Annotated in this window: 12 protein-coding genes; 10 read left to right on the top strand and 2 right to left on the bottom strand. The window is 51.9% G+C overall.

Annotated features, from left to right (window positions below):
* Nucleotides 1-90 precede the first annotated feature (90 nt).
* The 3 genes from AC2215_RS18980 (at nt 91) to AC2215_RS18970 (ending at nt 6919) form a co-directional block, all read left to right on the top strand.
* A complete protein-coding gene (locus tag AC2215_RS18980) occupies nt 91-636 on the top strand; it encodes a transposase (protein ID WP_486811570.1) in 546 nt (181 codons plus the stop codon).
* Nucleotides 637-930: 294 nt separating this feature from the next.
* Entirely contained in the window at nt 931-3426 is a 2496-nt protein-coding gene (gene priA, locus AC2215_RS18975; RefSeq protein WP_486811569.1) for a primosomal protein N', read from the top strand.
* Nucleotides 3427-3961: 535 nt separating this feature from the next.
* The gene (locus AC2215_RS18970) at nt 3962-6919 is read left to right on the top strand and encodes a two-partner secretion domain-containing protein (protein ID WP_486811568.1); all 2958 of its coding nucleotides are present in this window, start codon (nt 3962-3964) and stop codon (nt 6917-6919) included.
* A gap of 209 nt (nt 6920-7128) precedes the next feature.
* Here the strand turns inward: AC2215_RS18970 and AC2215_RS18965 are convergent, their stop codons facing one another.
* Nucleotides 7129-7290, bottom strand: coding sequence for a hypothetical protein (locus AC2215_RS18965; RefSeq protein ID WP_486811567.1), 162 nt, complete (start codon nt 7288-7290; stop codon nt 7129-7131).
* Nucleotides 7291-7334: 44 nt separating this feature from the next.
* Between AC2215_RS18965 and AC2215_RS18960 the strand changes: the two genes are divergently transcribed.
* From AC2215_RS18960 to AC2215_RS18950, 3 genes are all read left to right on the top strand, one after another.
* A complete protein-coding gene (locus AC2215_RS18960) occupies nt 7335-8828 on the top strand; it encodes a sugar ABC transporter substrate-binding protein (protein WP_486811566.1) in 1494 nt (497 codons plus the stop codon).
* A gap of 130 nt (nt 8829-8958) precedes the next feature.
* Nucleotides 8959-11646 (top strand): ATP-binding protein, encoded by a 2688-nt coding sequence (locus AC2215_RS18955; protein WP_486811565.1) that lies wholly within the window; start codon nt 8959-8961, stop codon nt 11644-11646.
* Between the two features lie 333 nt (nt 11647-11979).
* Nucleotides 11980-13332: an adenylate/guanylate cyclase domain-containing protein gene (locus AC2215_RS18950; RefSeq protein ID WP_486811564.1), complete on the top strand. Its 1353-nt coding sequence runs from the start codon at nt 11980-11982 to the stop codon at nt 13330-13332.
* A gap of 119 nt (nt 13333-13451) precedes the next feature.
* On the opposite strand, the gene AC2215_RS18945 is transcribed toward AC2215_RS18950, so the two are convergent.
* Nucleotides 13452-14246, bottom strand: coding sequence for a PhzF family phenazine biosynthesis protein (locus AC2215_RS18945; RefSeq protein WP_486811563.1), 795 nt, complete (start codon nt 14244-14246; stop codon nt 13452-13454).
* Nucleotides 14247-14530: 284 nt separating this feature from the next.
* Here AC2215_RS18945 and AC2215_RS18940 point away from each other — a divergent pair, with 284 nt between their 5' ends.
* The 4 genes from AC2215_RS18940 (at nt 14531) to AC2215_RS18925 (ending at nt 16733) form a co-directional block, all read left to right on the top strand.
* The gene (locus AC2215_RS18940) at nt 14531-14704 is read left to right on the top strand and encodes a DUF3285 domain-containing protein (protein ID WP_486811562.1); all 174 of its coding nucleotides are present in this window, start codon (nt 14531-14533) and stop codon (nt 14702-14704) included.
* Between the two features lie 13 nt (nt 14705-14717).
* Nucleotides 14718-15224 (top strand): rRNA maturation RNase YbeY, encoded by a 507-nt coding sequence (gene ybeY, locus AC2215_RS18935; protein WP_486811561.1) that lies wholly within the window; start codon nt 14718-14720, stop codon nt 15222-15224.
* Nucleotides 15225-15367: 143 nt separating this feature from the next.
* Nucleotides 15368-15820 carry a diacylglycerol kinase family protein gene (locus AC2215_RS18930; protein ID WP_486811560.1) on the top strand — a complete coding sequence of 151 codons (453 nt, stop codon included), beginning with the start codon at nt 15368-15370 and terminating at the stop codon, nt 15818-15820.
* 325 nt (nt 15821-16145) lie between these two features.
* Entirely contained in the window at nt 16146-16733 is a 588-nt protein-coding gene (locus AC2215_RS18925; protein ID WP_486811559.1) for an anthranilate synthase component II, read from the top strand.
* The last annotated feature ends 35 nt before the right edge of the window (nt 16734-16768 follow it).

The raw sequence follows: 16768 nt of genomic DNA, 5'->3' as shown, positions 1-16768 counted from the left end.
AGCATTGCGATTTGAGTGTTGTCGTAAAATGCCAAATTTACCGCTGCAATGCTTTGCCCCTACAGCCCGGATACACATGATAAACCGACTATGACAGAATATTTCCATCGCCGATCGATTCGCTTGCGGGGATACGATTATCGGCAACGGGGCGCATATTTCGTCACCATTTGTACCCATCAGAAATACTGTTGGTTTGGAGAAATCCGTCAGGGGATGATGTATCCCAACTTTATGGGGTCTGCCGTTGCAGCGATTTGGCACAACCTACCATCTCATTTTCCGTTTCTGGAGTTAGATGCCTTCGTTGTCATGCCGAATCACCTCCATGGAATTTTAGTCATTACGGACGATCGCCCTTTATCTACCCCAGAATCGACAAAAGGTACGCCATCAGGTTCTGTCGGGGCGATCGTCCAAAATTTTAAATCCACTTCCACCCGCCGAATTCATCGGATTGGCGGCGATCGAAAAATAATTTGGCAGCGCAACTATTACGAACAGATCATCCGCACCGATCGCGCTTATGAAAATATCCGACGGTACATCCTGGAAAATCCTCTACGATGGCATGACGATGACGAAAACCCGAATCGATCGTCCCGGCATCCACCCAAATCCCACAACCCACCGTAGGGGCACAGCATTCGGGCGAAAAATCATGCGATCGTCGGTATCTAAACATCCGAATGCTTCGCCCACCCCCAGCGATAACATCCAAACATCGATCGATTTGGCCATACATCCAACCCATCCGAAAATCGATTGTCTGCAGCATATATTCGGGTGGGCGAAGCATTGCGATTTTTTTGCGATCGCGAAATGCCAAATTTGTCGCTGCAATGCTTTGCCCCTACGAATCCGACGAATCCCCATCACCCGATCGCACCCATATGCTACCCTGCATACAGTCCCTCGCCCGATCGCCCTATGACTGTGACTGCCGCGACATCTGCCGTCTGCGAACCCGTCGCCACCTACGGAGTCAGCAGCCCCCAATACATCGAAGTTTTGGTAGACTGTCAGGGCAGCGCAGATAAGCTCTTCACCTACGGCTTACCCGCCGATTTAGACGTGCAACCGGGGGATATTTTAAGCGTTCCCTTTGGATCGCAACAAGTCGGGGCGATCGCCATTCGCCACCTCGATCGCCTGCCGGAAGATTTAGCCCCCGATCGCATCAAACCCGTCGAAGATATTGTTAGTCGCGGCTTCTTTCCCCCCCACTACTGGCAACTCCTCGAACGAGTCGCTAGCTACTACTACACCCCCCTCATTCAAGCCATTTCCGTCGCCCTACCCCCCGGATTACTCGGCAAATCCCAGCGTCGCGTTCGCCTCAACCCCGAAGCCATCCCCGCCGGTGCAGAAACCTTCCTCAACGCCGCAGCCCAACAGGTTATCGCCCTGCTGCAAGTCTCCAAAACCGGCAGCTACACCACTTTCTACCTCCAGCAACAGGTTCGGGGGGCGCGACGGGGGATTCGGGATTTGGTGAAGCGGGGATGGGTGGAAAGTTACCTCGAACCCCCCAAAAGCCCCAAACCCAAACGCCAGCAAGCGATTACCTACACCCTAGACAGCGCCCTGGTGGAACTGACATCCCGGCAACGAGAAGTGCTGATACTGTTGCAACGGCGTGGGGGGGAAATGTGGTTGCAGGAATTTTTGCAGATGGCGGCGACGAGTCGGGGGACGGTGCAAGCCCTCGAACGCAAGGGATGCGTGGTAGTGGAGGAACGGGAAATTCTGCGTCGGGAGATGGGAGAAGCGGTCGATCGCGATTTGCCCAAAGCCCTCACCCAAGCCCAAGCCACTGCCCTGGATGCGATTAACGCAATTTCGGGATACGCGCGGGTTCTCCTCCACGGCGTTACCGGTTCCGGGAAAACCGAAGTGTATTTGCAGGCGATCGCCCCAATTTTAGCGCGGGGAGAGTCTGCCCTAGTGTTGGTTCCGGAAATCGGACTCACCCCCCAACTCACCGATCGATTTCGCGCCCGATTTGGCAAGAAAGTCTGCGTCTACCACAGCGCCCTCTCCGCCGGGGAACGATACGATACCTGGCGGCAAATGCTGGCGGGGGAACCCCAGGTGGTCATCGGAACCCGATCGGCCATTTTTGCCCCCCTGCCGAAATTGGGTCTCATCGTCCTCGATGAAGAACACGACAGCAGCTTCAAACAAGACCGCCCCGCCCCCACCTACCACGCCCGAACGGTGGCCCAGTGGCGGGCGCAACTCCTCGATTGCCCGCTGATTCTGGGTTCGGCAACGCCATCCCTGGAAACCTATCGCGATGCCCATACCGGCGACGACACATCTTATTATCTGGAACTGCCCGATCGCGTTCAGTCTCGTCCCATGCCACCGGTGGAAGTCGTGGATATGCGATCGGAGTTGCGGGCGGGGAATAAATCGATTTTCAGTCGATCGTTGCAAGCGGCCCTGAGACGGTTGCGGGAAACCGAGGGACAGGGGATTCTCTTTATCAATCGTCGGGGACACAGTACCTTTGTCTCCTGTCGCAGTTGCGGCGAGGCGATCGAATGTCCCCACTGCGATGTCTCCCTCGCCTACCACCACACCCACGAGGCAGCTGCCCAACTATTACGATGCCACTACTGCGGCCATACTCGCCTCCATCCCCAACGCTGTCCCGCCTGCGACTCGCCCTATCTCAAGTTCTTCGGTAGCGGAACCCAGCGAGTCATGCGGGAGTTGGAACGGCAGTTTCCCCAGTTGCGGGCGATCCGGTTCGATAGCGATACCACCCGGCGCAAGGGGGCGCACCGCCTGCTGTTGCGTCAGTTTGCCGATCGAGAAGCCGACTTGTTGGTGGGAACCCAGATGCTGACGAAGGGGCTGGATTTGCCCTCGGTGAGTTTGGTGGGGGTGGTGGCTGCCGATGGGTTGTTGCACCTATCCGATTATCACGCTGGAGAGCGATCGTTCCAAACCCTCACCCAGGTAGCGGGACGGGCGGGACGCGGAGACGATCCCGGTCAGGTGATTCTCCAAACCTACACCCCAGAACATCCCGTGGTGCAAGCGGTGCAGCGTCACGACTACCACTCGTTTATCGCCAGCGAACTCGAACAGCGAGAAGCCCTCAGCTATCCCCCCTGCGGACGGTTAATCTTGTTGCGGCTGACGGGGGTGGATGAAACAGAGGTCAGTAACAGTGCCGATCGCATTGCCATGGCGTTGCAACCCCCTGAAGAGGGGGACGAAGAGGGCAGCTACGACGTTCTCGGTCCCGTTCCCGCCCCAGTGATGCGCGTTGCCGATCGATTTCGCTGGCAAATCCTGCTCAAATTCCCTCTTTCTAAATCTCCGGAGTTGCCAGATTTAGAGAGTTTGCGATCGCTGTGTTTGGGGAAAGTCAGTTTGGCAATTGATGTCGATCCTTTGAATTTTCAGTAATAAGTAATACGTGAGAAATATCGAATTCTAACTCACCAAAATAGAAGAAGAAAGAAGTCAATATAGTAATTAAAATTTTAGAAAATATCCGCAACAAAATATCAAAAATTTTCTATCATAAATTTTCAAATCTGTAATTTCAAAAATACAGATATTGCTATCTTTCAGAGTTTAAAAGTGACTATAGCTGTTCTCAAATCAGTGAGGACGATCTTAAATCTCCAGTTCCTCTTCATCAGGGGAGGCAGCGTGGGGGATCTTCCGGACCTCATCCATTCGAGAAACGCTATATCTAACCAGATTTCAGATCGTCGACGATCGGTAACGATTCAGTTGCTGGGATTGACACATTATTTTACTTATGAATTTCTCACTTATTTGAAACCATTCAGGGTCATTTCGAAGCTCTTAGTATTTTGGCATACAGTTTTATGGGGTAAATCCATAATCTATACACAAAAAGGCTGATAATACAACCCCAAAACCTGAATACTTACGGTAATAATAAGGTTTTAGCTAAATCAGAATTGACAGTATGTTAAGACAAGCTAAGACCCATTTTTCAATTCGATCGAAATCGATAAAATACTCTTCCAATAGTATTCTCAAGTCCGTTCCACTTTTATTGATTCTGCTCGCGTCCTATCCCGTTCGGGGGCAAATTGTTCCCGATGCAACCTTACCGGCGAATTCGATCGCTACTCCCAACGGAAATTCGATCGCCATTGAGGGCGGTACTGAGGTTGGGAACAATCTATTCCACAGTTTTGAAACCTTTTCCCTACCAACAGGAAATGAGGCTTTTTTTGACAATGCCCTCACCATCGACAACATCATCACCCGCGTAACTGGCGGTCAAATCTCCAGTATTGACGGACTTATCCGCACCAACGGGACGGCAAATTTATTTCTGATCAATCCCAACGGCATTCACTTTGGGGAAAACGCGCGGCTGGAGGTGGGGGGGTCGTTTTTGGCAAGTACGGCAGATCGCCTTTTATTTGAGGATGGCAGCGTTTTCGATGCCCTCAACCCAGATCGGCCTCCCCTACTCACCCTCAGCGTTCCCATCGGCGTCCAATTTGGCGATCTAGGGGGCGATAATCCCGGTAGAATTACCAATCTGGGAAATCTGACGGCTACGGGGGATTTGACTCTATCCGGCAGTAACGTAACGAATACTGGCCGATTATCGAGCGATCGCGGTAATCTCGCCATCGAAGCCGTTGCGGGAGACTTGCAAATCGAAAATGTTACTGCGAGAGGAATTGCCCTGAGTACCAGTGGAAATGCGATCGTCGGCAATCTCGATACCAGAGATGTCTCGGGTGGAGGCAACATTGGTATCGACGCTGGGGAGAATATCCTCATCAACGGCAATCTCGATGCATCGGCAAATTTTATTTCGATTGTTCCCACACTTTCTTTCGAGGGCGACGGGGGCAATATTACCCTCACCGCTGGGGGTGATATTAGCTTCGTTCCGGGGACTTCCTTCGTGTTGTCTCTAGGCTTGCGAGGCGGCAATATCAGTTTCGAGAGTGGTGGTGCGCTTGTTATCGAAGATGCTTTTATTGGCAACTTAACCACGGGAAATATGCGGGGAGGCGATATTTCCCTGGCAGGAGACTCCATTTTGCTGCGCAATTTCGGTCGCGTCGTCACTCTTACCCTGAATGAAGGACGAGGGGGCGATATTTCGGTAACGGCTGCCGGGACGATCGATCTCGTCAGCGAATTTCAAACAAGCAACCTGAGTCTTAACAATCCACTTGCCGCATTATTAAACATTCTTTTTGTCGATGAGATTTTCTTTGTGAATGCCCTCTTGAACTCAACGGGCATTGCGACAACTACCCTTTCTAGCGGTCAGGGTGGAGATATTGCGTTGCGGGCGAGTCAGTTGAGTATCCGCAACGAAACCCCATTCATCTCGCATCCAGAAATTCCCATTCAGATAGGGATCGCGACAACAACGGTAGGTGATAGTCGCGGGAATAGTGGCAATATTCGAGTTGAAATGTCTGAATCTGTAGAAATCGTGGGTAATAGACTGGGGGCATTCGTTCCCTTACTTGATGAAAATGATGCCGACATTGTGATTGACAATTCGACGGGGTTGATTAGCGATGCCAACAGTCGTGGAAATAGTGGAAACATCACCATTAATACAGAACGCCTAACCATGCGCGATGGGGCAGTTATTGGTTTGGGCACTAGCCCCGTCAGCCGAGAGGGTAGTGGCGGCGATTTAACGGTGAATGCAACTCAAATCGAGTTGCAAGGTCTAGCCGGTTTGGTTTCTGCCACCACGGGAACAGGAAATGCCGGAAATTTAATCGTGAATGCAGATTCGATCGTCATTCGAGATGGCGCGTTTATTTCTGCTGATACCCTCGGTCCGGGCAATGCAGGGAATTTGACCATCGATACGCGGACGCTAACCCTAACGCACGGATCTCGCATCAGTGGGGCAACGATTGCGGCAGGTCTGGGTTCGACGGTAGATATTTCCGCCACCGAATCGATCGACTTAGTTGGAACGTCTGCCGATGGTCGCGTTCCCAGCGGTTTGTTTGCCGACTCCCAAGGTAGCGGAGAACCCGGAAGTCTGAGGGTGACGACGGGGCAACTGAGAGTGCGAGATGGGGCGAGTATCACCGTTAGCAGTCGCGGTGAAGCCGCTCAAGCCGGGAATTTGGCAATTACAGCCGATACGCTGCAACTGGAGAACCGGGGGGTTATCGATGCTAGAACTAATGCCGGGAATGGGGGGAATATCGATCTGCAAGTGGGCGATTTCCTGTTGCTGCGGCAAGAAAGCAATATTTCAACGACGGCAGGAACCGATGAGGCTGGCGGCAACGGTGGCAATATCGACCTCGACACTGATTTTATCGTGGCGTTGCCGAACGAAGATAGCAATATTACGGCAAATGCATTTGCTGGAGATGGGGGTCGGGTGAATATAGCCGCCCAAAGTGTCTTTGGGATCGAGTTTCGCGAGGTAGAAACCCCCTTTAGCGATATCACCGCCAGTTCTCAATTCGGACAGCAGGGGGTGGTGAGATTTGAGATTCCCGATCTCGATCCGGTGTCGGAATTGGCAAACTTGCCGGAAAATACCGTTGATGTCGAGGAACTTTCGGGGAATCCTTGCGATCGCAGCCTGGGCAAATTCATCGTCACCGGACGCGGTGGATTGCCACCGACACCTCGAGAGTCTCTCAGTTACCAAGAATCCTGGGTAGATTTGGTCGAATTGCCATCGGATCTTCCTGGCAACAGCGATCGCTTGGCACTCCAACCGCAACCCCAATCCGATCGCCTCGTGGAAGCCCAAGGCTGGAAAATGGGAGACAATGGGGAAGTGATTCTGACGACACATCCTCCTACCGTAAACCCCCACGGGACGAGTCCAATTCTCGATTCTCCGATGGAGACGCTGCGCGAACGCATCACTTGCAACGATCGCATTCGGAATCGTATCTGATGCAGGTTCGGATCGATCGGGGAAGGATATAACCCATTGACGCCATGTGCAACTTGTACGAGCCAAAACCTGACAACACGGGGGGAAGGGGGAAGGGCGATGTTTCGACTCGCTCACCATCCTTTCGATTGCCTAAAGTTGCACACCGCGTCATTCTCAATTGTCCATTGCTCAATCGTTCCGGACGCAACGGCAAGAGATTAGAGAGTCTAATATAATAACCCCAACTGCGCGATCGCCTCTTTAAAAATTCCAGACAACCACAGCGTCGAACCCCGAACTCGATCGCGCGCGGTGCGACGGTTGTTGGTATGGAGTCCGGGGTCATCGATCGCGGCGATACTTGCCCGCCACCGATCGGGAATTGCCATTGGGGTCGATCGAACACATCCAAACACCGATCGAGGAAAATTGAATGGTATCGAAGGCTCGAAGTCGAAGAACGCCGGAATCGGAATCCGAAGCGCCCTCCCATCATCGAAGGGGTTGGGGTTCTAAACTCTGCCGACTCGATCGTGCTAGAGTGCGAACCACGGCAATCCTAGCGTTGGGTTGGGTACTCGTCTCCTGTAACTTGGGTTCTCAAACCCAGCTATCTTCTGAAGACAACGCCTCTGGTGAGACGGAAAGCGATGTTTTAACAGTTTGGTGGGACCAAGGCTATCTCCTGGAAGAAGATGAAGCCATTCGCGAAATCGTCAGTAACTGGGAACGCGAAAGCGGTATCTCCGTTCGCCTCACGTTTGAAACCGAAGATGAGTTAACAGCCAAAGCCGAACGCGCCCTAGCTTCTGGTAATCCCCCCGATGTATTGTTTTCCACCCGCGCCGAATACGAACTGATTCCCCGCTTGGCTTGGGAAGGCAAACTCGCGGATGTCTCAGATGTCATCGAACCCGTTGCCGACTTGTACGATCCTTCAGCCCTGCAGGCGGTGTCTTTATTCGATCGCACCCGCAACCAGCGCAGTTACTACGCCATTCCCATTTATCAAACCACGATTTACTTCCACTATTGGGGCGATTTGCTCGCCAAAATCGGTCGCCAGAGTGGCAATATTCCCAGGGATTGGACGGGATTCTGGGAGTTTTGGCAGACCGCCCAGGATGAATTGCGATCGGCCGGAGAGTCGGAAATCTATGGCTTGGGACTGACCCTCTCGCCGAAATCCTCCGATACTTACCACTTCTTCGAGCAAGTTTTAGAAGCTTACAACGTCCAACTTCTGGATGAATCCGGTCAGTTGCAAGTAGACGATCCGAACGTGCGCCAGGGCATTATCGATAGCTTGAAATGGATAACCCAATGGTACGACCTGGGATACGTGCCACCGGGAGCAACGAAGTGGTTAAATCCCGATAACAATTTCAACCTCCTCAACCGCGCCACCCTCTCCTCCCCCAATCCCACCCTCTCCATCCCGGCAGCCCAACGTCAAGACGAAGAAATTTACTTCCAAAAACTGCGCACCGTCGAATTTCCCAACAAACCCAACGGCGACCCGATGCGCTATTTGCTCTCCGTCCGCCAAGCCCTCATTTTTGCCGACTCGAAAAACCCCGAGGAAGCCAAGGACTTTCTGAGCTATCTCGTGCAACCCGAAGTCCTCGATACGTATGTCAAAGCAGCGCTGGGTCGTCAGTTTCCCGTCCTCAAACCCAGCCAGCAAGACCCGTTTTGGAACGATCCGAAAGACCCGCACATTTCAACGGCCACCAAAATGCTCGCCGGGGGACAGACGCGCCCGTTCTACCACACTCAAAATCCTGCCTACTCTCAGGTTTTGGAAGAGCATCTGTGGGGCAAAGCCCTCGATCGCATCCTACTCGAAGGGGTTTCTCCTGAAGATGCGGCCGATGAAGCCATCGATCGCATGAAAAAGATTTTTGAGGAATGGGAGATGCGGTGACGCGGAGAGGGGGTGAGAATGAAAAATTAAAAATTAAAAATGGGGAAGCCAGAGGAGACACAGCGTTGCAACTGACCCATTGTCCATTGTCCATTGTCCATTGCCTCCGAACTGTTTGCCACAAAAGGCGATGAAATTGATTAACCAACATTTAACGACCAAAATCAGTACGTATTTTTTCTTCCTTTCGATCGCGATGACGGCGATCGTGGGGGGGATTAGCTTTTTTCGCGGTCGAGAAGCCCTTGAAGATTCGACTTACAAGCGCTTGAGCGTTGCGGCAACCCTCAAGGAAGGGGAAATTAATCGCTGGTTTGAAGATCGCCAGCGAGATTTTTTCCTCACCACCCAATTTCCGGAGGTGCAAACAGAGTTAGAAACGGTTCTGACGCGCGATGCCGACACTCCCCAGTTCAAAGGGGCCTACGAAAATCTGGCAACCTATCTCAAAGGCATTGCCGAAGTCTCGCCCAACTTTGCAGAGATTTTCGTCCTCAACCGGGGGAATCGAGCGGTGGTTTCGACCGATCGCACTCGCGAAGGACAGTACGTGGTGGCGGGCAACTTGACCTACTTTAACTTCGACAGTGACGGTACGGATCCATCTTTTAGCCCCATTTTTTACATCTCCCCGGTGACGGGAGAACCGGCGATTACGTTTGCCTCTCCCCTGCGGAACGATCGCGGCGAGCGCATTGGGGCGATTCTGGCGCATCTGAACCTCGAACGGATCGATCGGATCGTGCGCGAACGGACGGGGTTAGGGGCGAGTGGCGAAACCTATCTGGTGGGTTCCCTGGTGACGGGGACGGATTTTATTGCCAAAAGTCAAACTCAAACGGAGGAATTTCCCGATGGGGTGAGCAGTCCCGGTATTGAAGCGGCGATGCGGGGTCAGAGTGGTTTTGGACTGTACCCGAACTATGCGGGGGTTCCGGCGATCGGCGTGTATCGGTGGTTGGCAGATCGAGATATCGCTCTGATCGTGGAAATGGAGCAGGCGGAAGCCTTCGCCCAGGCGCGCAACCTGGCGATTCAAGCCATTCTCGCGGGATGTTTGTCGGCGGTGAGTCTTTCGATCGTTGCCTCGTTACTGTCCCGGCGCATCGCCCGACCGATTTTAGCTCTAGCCGATGCGGCCGATCGCGTTTCTGGGGGGGATTTGCAACAAAAGGCTCCGGTACTGAGCCGGGATGAGGTGGGGCTGCTCGCACGCAATTTCAACCAAATGACGCAACAGTTGCAAGAGTCGTTTTCTGCCTTAGAATCGCAAAATGCCCAGATGAAAACTCTGAATGCGGCACTTGCCGAAAGCGAACGGCGGTTGTCTCAGTTCCTGGATGCGATGCCGGTGGGGGTGTTTATTACCGATGCTCGGGGCAAACCCTACTACACCAATCCGGCTGGGGAGCAAATTCTCGGGCAGGGAATCGTTGAGTCTGCTAGTGCTGAGAGATTGCAAGAAATCTATCAAATCTATGAAAGCGGCACCGAGCAACTTTACCCGGTCGATCGCGATCCGGTACTCAAGGCGTTACAGGGAGAAAGTTCGCGGGTAGACGATATCGAAATCCATCGCGACAACACTATCGTCCCCATCGAAAGTATGGGCACGCCGATTTACGATCGCCATGGGAATTTGACGTACGCCATTGCCGCATTCCAAGATATCACCCAACGCAAAAATGCCGAACGAGTCTTGGCCGACTACAATCAAACCCTAGAACGGCAAGTGGAAGAACGCACCCAGGCGTTGCAGGTGGAAATTGCGGAACGCCGACAGGCTGAAGATCGGGTGCGGCAGAAAAATCAGGAACTCGCTCGAACCCTGCAACAGTTGCAAGCCACCCAAGAGGAACTGATTCAGTCGGAAAAGATGGCGGCGTTGGGACAGTTGGTGGCTGGGGTTGCCCACGAAGTGAATACTCCCCTGGGGGCGATTCGATCGTCGGTGGAACACATGAGCGATTTCCTTGCCGAACGCTTAGAAACCTTACCGGAATTTTTTCAACAGCTTTCGGCGGAAAACAGGGAAGTGTTCGTGGCGCTTTTGCACCGGGCGCTGCAGCCGTCGGCGATGTTGTCGAGTAAGGAAAAACGCAAAGCCAAACGGGCGCTCAATCGCAAGTTGGACGGTTGGGATATTGGGGAAACCGATACGATCGCGGATATCCTCGTGGATATGGAGATTTACGATGAGGTGGAGTTTTTATTGCCGATGATGCAAGATGGCGATCGCGATCGGTTATTTGAAGCCGCCTACGAATTGGTCAGCTTGCACAAAAGTACGAATACGATCGCTTTGGCGACCGATCGGGCGGCGAAAGTGGTTTTTGCCCTCAAGAGTTACGCTCGTTACGATTCCAGCGGTGAAAAGATTCCCACCCAAATCGCCGATAGCATTGAAACGGTTTTAACTCTCTATCACAATCAACTCAAACATGGGGTGGAGGTGGTGAGAAATTACCCCGAAGGGTTGCCGTTGATTCCATGCTATGCAGACGAACTCAACCAAGTTTGGACGAATTTAATCCATAATGCCCTGCAGGCCATGGATAACCGAGGAACCCTGACTATCGATATTGGTTGCCAAGACGATCGCCTGCAAGTTGGCATTACCGATAGCGGCACGGGCATTCCCCCGGAAATTCAAGCCAAAATCTTCGATCCATTTTTCACCACGAAACCACCAGGAGAAGGGAGCGGTTTGGGACTTGACATCGTCCAAAAAATTGTGACAAAACACGATGGTACGATTGCCGTGGAAAGCGTTCCGGGGAAAACCACCTTCACGGTATCCCTTCCCTTGGATAATTGAATGTAAACTCCCGGAGCGATCGCTCCGTTTTCACTCGATGAAACTCCACCCGCTCTCACGTCATAATAAAGGTACGCTACTGTTTGCTTCAGTTGCGATATCCTTCTATTTCCATGATGTTTGCGCGCAATTCGTATCCCATCTGGGTGCCGACCGGTGGCGAGTGCAACGGAATTCCCGAGCGATACCGTTCCGATCTCGGATGCTCCGACGGGAAACTCGCTGCCGGTGGGCGGGGAACTCCCAGCAATGCCTCCTATCTCATACCCCTTACCCCAACTCAGTTAGGGTGCAACCTCCAATTTTTGTGTCCTTCAACCGCTTGTCAACATCATGAAAAAAGCAGCGATCGTCTGTGTGGATGACGAGCAAATGATTCTAGAGAGCTTGAAAATACAGTTACGGCAAGCATTTAGCTCGAAATACCCCATCGAAACCGCTGAAAGTGGTGAAGAGGCACTAGAACTTGTTGAAGAACTACTCGAAGAAGAATACGAAATTGCAGCGATCGTCTCCGACTATATCATGCCCCATATGAAGGGTGACGAACTGTTGGCAAAAGTTCACAAAATATCGCCGAAAACCGTCAAAATTATGCTCACCGGTCAGGCTGATATCGAGGCGGTCGCCAATGCCGTTCAGTACGCCCAACTCTATCGCTATTTGACGAAGCCCTGGCAATCCGAAGATTTAATTTTAACAGTAACTGAAGCTATTTATAGTTATTTTCAAGAACAAAAAATTGAAGAGCAAAACCAAAAACTTTTAGAGGTAAATACCGATCTCAAAGTCTTAAATGAAGAACAAGAAAAACTTATCAAAAAATTACACGACAAAGAAAAACATCTATTTCAACTCAATCAGGCCTACGAACGTTTCGTTCCCAAGCAGTTTTTACACCTTCTGCAAAAAGAGAGCATTATCCAGGTAGAACTCGGAGACCAAATTGAAGCGGAGATGTCGGTTTTATTTGCAAAAATTCACAACTTTGCCGAGATTTCTACCGATTTATCCCCCGAAGAAAACTTTAAGTTTATCAATGCCTATCTCTTGCGTATGGAACCGGCCATTGTTGACAACAGCGGGTTTATCGATAAATACATGGGCGACGTGATTATGGCGATCTTCAGCCAGCACGCCGATGATGCCGTGAGAGCGGGAATTACCATTCTCCACCAAATGCAAGAATACAACCAACATCGACTCCAGTCCGGTTACAAACCCCTCGATGTTGGTATTGGGATTAATACCGGCACGCTGATGTTGGGAACGGTGGGGGGTAAATCTCGCATGGATGGAACGGTGATTAGCGATGCGGTCAATTTAGCCTCTCGCATCGAAGGCTTAACCCCAAAATACAAGGTGCCGTTACTGATTTCCGGTCAAACCTTCGCGCAACTCAACGAACCCCCGGACTTTGAGATGCGGGCGATCGATCGAGTGCGCGTTAAAGGTAAATCCCAACGAGTTTCCGTCTTTGAAGTGTTCGATGCCGATCCTTCCCCATTGCGGGAGAGCAAGTCTGCCATGAGAACTCGCTTCGAGCTAGGATTGGTTTTCTACGCCCAGCAACGCTTCCCCGAAGCTGCTCGCCAATTTAAAGAATGTCTGCGCCAAAACCCCGAGGATGTCGTAGCGCGCATTTATTTAACGCGGTGTCGGAAGCAGTACCAAGCTTCTGGCTAATTAAAAATTAAAAATTAAAAATGCAAAATGGGGAAAGGGTGATGGAGTCGATTGTCGCAACTGACCCATTATTCATTGAACTCTTCCCCAGTCTCCCAACGCCACGGAGATAGCAACTTCTATGACGATCGCAATTCACCCTGCAACACCGTAATCGCCTGTCCCCCAAGGTAAACTCGATCGCCCTTGAGTTTCACGCGCACAAATCCCCCCCGCGCGGAGGCTTGATAGGCGAGAAATTCATCCCGGTGCAATCGCTGCTGCCAAAACGGACCTAACGCACAGTGAGCCGAACCGGTGACCGGATCTTCGTTAATTCCCACGGCGGGGGCAAAAAACCGAGAAACGAAGTCGTACTCCGAACTCGCCGCTAAGCTGGTGACGATAATGCCTCGAACCGGTAGAGTTGCGAGTTGGACAAAATCCGGCTGCAACTGCCGCACCACATCCTCCGATGCCACTTCCACCAGATAATCTGCGCCGTCGTAACTCACACAGAAGATCGCCGCACCCAAACTTCGATCGAGTCCTTCGGGAGATGTCATTACTTTTGGCGGTTTGGCGGGAAAGTTGAGTTCGATCCACTCCCCTTGACGTGTCGCCCCAAGAACGCCACTGCGGGTATAGAATTCGATCGGTTGCCCAGCTTCAACCGCACCCACTTCCCATAAGGTATGAGCGCTAGCGAGGGTGGCGTGACCGCACAAATCGACCTCCACGGTGGGGGTGAACCAACGCAGGCGATACCCTCCTTTTTCCCGACAGAGGAACGCCGTTTCTGAAAGGTTCATCTCAGCCGCAACTTGCTGCATCCATTCCGCTTCTGCCGGATGTTCGAGTAGGCAAACAGCGGCCGGATTCCCCTGAAACGGGCGATCGGTAAATGCATCGACTTGCAGAATTTGAATACCCATTATCGTGACTTCAAGAATTGAGAGTGGGGAACACCGGAACGGGGAATAGGGAATGGAGTTCCCCGCTCGCCAGCAAGAAAATTATAGACCCAGCCGACTACACCGGCGTTAATCCCCCTTCCGGTGTTCCCCATTTCCCATGCCCCTTTCCTCTTGGGAATTCCGAATTCCGAATTCCCCACCCCGATCGAATACAACAATCCAAAACTGACATTCATTTGTTAAATCGAGGCAATAATTTGTTACGGTGTGAGACAGAACCACGATCGCAAACTATTCTCGCAATGAACGATTCTCCCACCTCCCCTCAACCGACTCCCGAAGAACCCAAACCCAGCTACGTCAAACTGGCGATGCGCAATATGGTGCGCAAGGGCAAAAAATCCGCTACCCACTTTACGATTACCGCTTTTGGCTTGCTGGCATTTTTCGTCGGTGTCTCCTACTTGACGCGCTAGAGATCTCGCGACTATGCAACTCGACCTCATCGTTCAAACAAGTTCTCCAGCATCCACTGCTCTTGAGGCAGCCGTTGCCGAAGTGTTGGAGGTTTCCTGGGAAAGCTGGTTTGAGCGTTGGCTGTGCCGATTGCATGAGGATTTACCCCCCGCCAAGGTCTGCGAACTCAGCTTGTGTTGGGTTGACGACGCTCGAATGCAAACGTTGAACCACCAGTTCCGACAGCAAGACCGACCGACGGACGTCCTGGCTTTTGCCGCCCTAGAAGCCAATATTCCCCATCCTGAAGAGATGCCCCTGTCTCTGGGAGAAATTATTATCTCCATCGAGACGGCCCAACGACAAGCCACACGGCAACAACATCCCCTCGTAACGGAATGTGGGTGGTTAGCCGCTCACGGTTTGCTCCACCTACTCGGTTGGGATCATCCCGACGAGGAGCGCTTGCTGGAAATGTTACGCCAGCAAGACATCTTACTACGGGACGTCGGACTTCAAGCTCCGGCTCGATTAATCTAAAATTAATCCCCGATCGCCCTCGCTCAAAGCTCAACTGGGTTTATCGTAGACTCAACAATTCAAATTTGGTGCACAGATTCTGTTCGTTGACTATGAAATCTCACGACACCCTAAGCAGCTCCCATCCGGTACCATCGCCATCCATGACTCCAAAACTTCCCATCGAGCAAGCAAAAACCACATCCCCTTCAGTCAATCGAGAGTTATCCTGGGCTGTGGCTTCAAGCCTGTTTGTGAGTTTCAAGTACGCAGCGGCCGGCATCGCTTATGCCTTTACGACCCAGCGCAACTTTCGCATTCACGTGGTTATCGGCAGCTTAGCCGTTGGACTGGCGTTATTTTTACGCCTAGAACCGGTGAAAATCGCCATTATCGTTCTCACCATCGGTCTGGTTCTTGCCTTAGAGTTATTGAATACGGCTCTGGAGTCTGCCATCGATCTGACGGTAAAGCAGACCTTCCACCCCCTGGCAAAGATTGCCAAAGACTGTGCGGCCGGTGCGGTGATGATCTCGGCACTTTCGGCTTTGGCCGTTGCTAGTTCGCTGATTTTGCCGCCGTTATTTGAACTGCTTCAAACGACCCTCGGCAGTTAAATTACGTTCGCGGATGAGTCGATTGCCCGCGTGCCGGTATTGAGCGAAACAGAGTCGGTTCGCGCAGGTCACCTCGAATCGTTCGTATCCATCAATGGAACGCATTTCTAGAGCTCGGGTTGAAATAAAGTTGACATCTGGTTTTAACTCTATTTCAACCCAGATGCTTTCAGAACTCGAGCGGAATTTTCTCTCGGGGTTCTAAGATATAGAATCGATCGCAACTGTTGAATGGGCGATCGCTAACTCGATGGGGTTCGAGCCATTTTTGGGTTTCCCCCTCTTCTTTTCCCAAACCCGAGCGCGCAAAGCGCTAATTTTTGCAATGATTATTGTCATTGATAATTACGATAGCTTCACCTACAACCTCGTTCAGTACCTGGGGGAATTAGCGGCAAAATTTCCCGTCGCCGCCGATATCCAGGTCTACCGCAACGATAAAATTTCCCTTGACGAAATTCAAAACTCCGGTGCTGCGGGGATCGTCATCTCCCCGGGGCCGGGTCGTCCTGAAGATGGCGGCATTTCCATGGAGACGATCTCCAAATTGGGAACGAAAACCCCGATTTTGGGGGTTTGCTTGGGCCATCAAAGCATCGGACAAGTCTTTGGCGGCCAAATTGTCGGCGCGCCAGAGTTGATGCACGGTAAAACCTCCCAGGTTTTTCACGAAGGTCGAGGGGTATTTCGCGGTTTGGACAATCCCCTCACGGCCACTCGGTATCACAGCTTGGTTATCGATCGCGCCACCTGTCCGGATGTGCTCGAAATTACCGCTTGGGTGGAAGATGGAACGATTATGGGGGTGCGCCATCGGGACTATCCCCATATCGAAGGAGTTCAGTTTCACCCGGAAAGTATTTTGACCGACTGCGGTAAAGCCCTGTTGGAAAATTTCCTGGCTCGCTTGTAACCTCGCATCCCGGTGACGAGATCGAAGGATAGTTA

This window comes from Zarconia sp. (assembly GCF_057467645.1).
This window is presented reverse-complemented; position numbering and strand designations above follow the sequence as displayed.